The sequence below is a fragment of the Gordonibacter pamelaeae 7-10-1-b genome, from assembly GCF_000210055.1.
Classification (GTDB): domain Bacteria; phylum Actinomycetota; class Coriobacteriia; order Coriobacteriales; family Eggerthellaceae; genus Gordonibacter; species Gordonibacter pamelaeae.
The window spans coordinates 3,270,393-3,271,581 of sequence record NC_021021.1 but is presented as its reverse complement, the minus strand read 5'-3'; the positions used below and the strand labels follow the sequence as shown (position 1 = coordinate 3,271,581).

General features: G+C 70.5%; 1 protein-coding gene and 1 pseudogene. Both read left to right on the top strand.

Going from position 1 to position 1,189, the window contains the following annotated elements; translation table 11 throughout:
• Positions 1–181: pseudogene (locus GPA_RS15025) on the top strand (hypothetical protein); the annotation flags it as partial.
• Positions 182–279: 98 nt separating this feature from the next.
• Positions 280–1,189 (top strand): hypothetical protein (locus tag GPA_RS19585; protein WP_049784188.1); only part of this gene is annotated, 910 nt, incomplete at its 3' end.

The following is a 1,189-nucleotide window of genomic DNA, read 5'->3' as shown; positions in this document are numbered from 1 at the left end:
GGGCGAGCCGGCGGCTTGCGGCGGGGATGCGCCCGATGAGGCCGGCGAGTGCGCCGAGCGCCCGCAGCGCGCGCGGTTCGCACGGTTCCGCAACCTGTACGAGAGCCGCGACGGGGCCCTGTGCGTGTTCGAGGACGAGCACGGCCATCTGGTGGCGGTGGACGCTTCGAAGCTCGCCTAGCCGAGCGCCCTGTTTTCGCCAACCTATCGTTGGCATTCCGCGATTATTGGATATAATCCTATAGTAACGAGAACCGCAGCGAGAAAGGACGCGCTCCCATGTCGTCATGCTCCGTGTCCGGCCAGGTGCGCCGGGTGTTCAAGGATGCAGGCCGGGTCTGCCCGGTCGACTACCGCTTGGCCCCCGACGCCTTCGCTGGCGGCCCCGAGGTTGCGTGCGACGTGCTGTACGTGGTGGGAGGTCTGTACGGCAACCCGTTCGCGCTCGACGCGGTGGACCGCCTGGTGGCGGCCGAGCAGGGCGACGTGCGCGTCGTGCTGAACGGCGACCTGCACTGGTTCGACAAGACGGCCGAGAACTTCGCCGCGCTGGAACGGCGGGCGGCGCGCTACACGCCGCTCGTGGGCAACGTGGAGGCCGAGCTGCGCCGCCAGGTGGACGTGGGCGTGGGGTGCGGATGCGCCTACCCGGACTGCACGGGCGACGATGCGGTGAGCCGCTCGAACCGCATCCACAAGAAGCTGTCCGAGGCCGTGGATGCGCATCCCGAACTCAAGGAGCCGCTGGCCGGCCGGCCCGCAACCTGCACGGTGGGCGTTGCGGGCAGGAAGGTGGCCGTCACGCATGGCGACGAGCAGCTGATAGGCGGCTGGGCCTGCTCGCGCGAGTCGCTGCAGGACGTGCTGCGCCAGGACGAGCTCGACCGATGGATGGCTGCCAACGACGTGGACGTGTTAGCCACTACGCACACATGCGCGCCTGCGGCGCTCTCGCTCGCGCGCGGGCTCGTGGTGAACAACGGGGCAGCCGGCCTGCCGAACTTCGCCGGGCAGCATTTCGGCCTGACCGTGCGCGTGGCGGCTGCGCCGCACCCGGACGCGCTGTTCGGCGCCGAACGCGACGGCCTCCACGTGGAGGCCGTGCCGGTGCGCTACGACCACGACGCCTACCTCGCCTGGTTCGACGGCCTGTGGCCGGCGGCCAGCCCGGCAGCCGTGTCGTACCGCA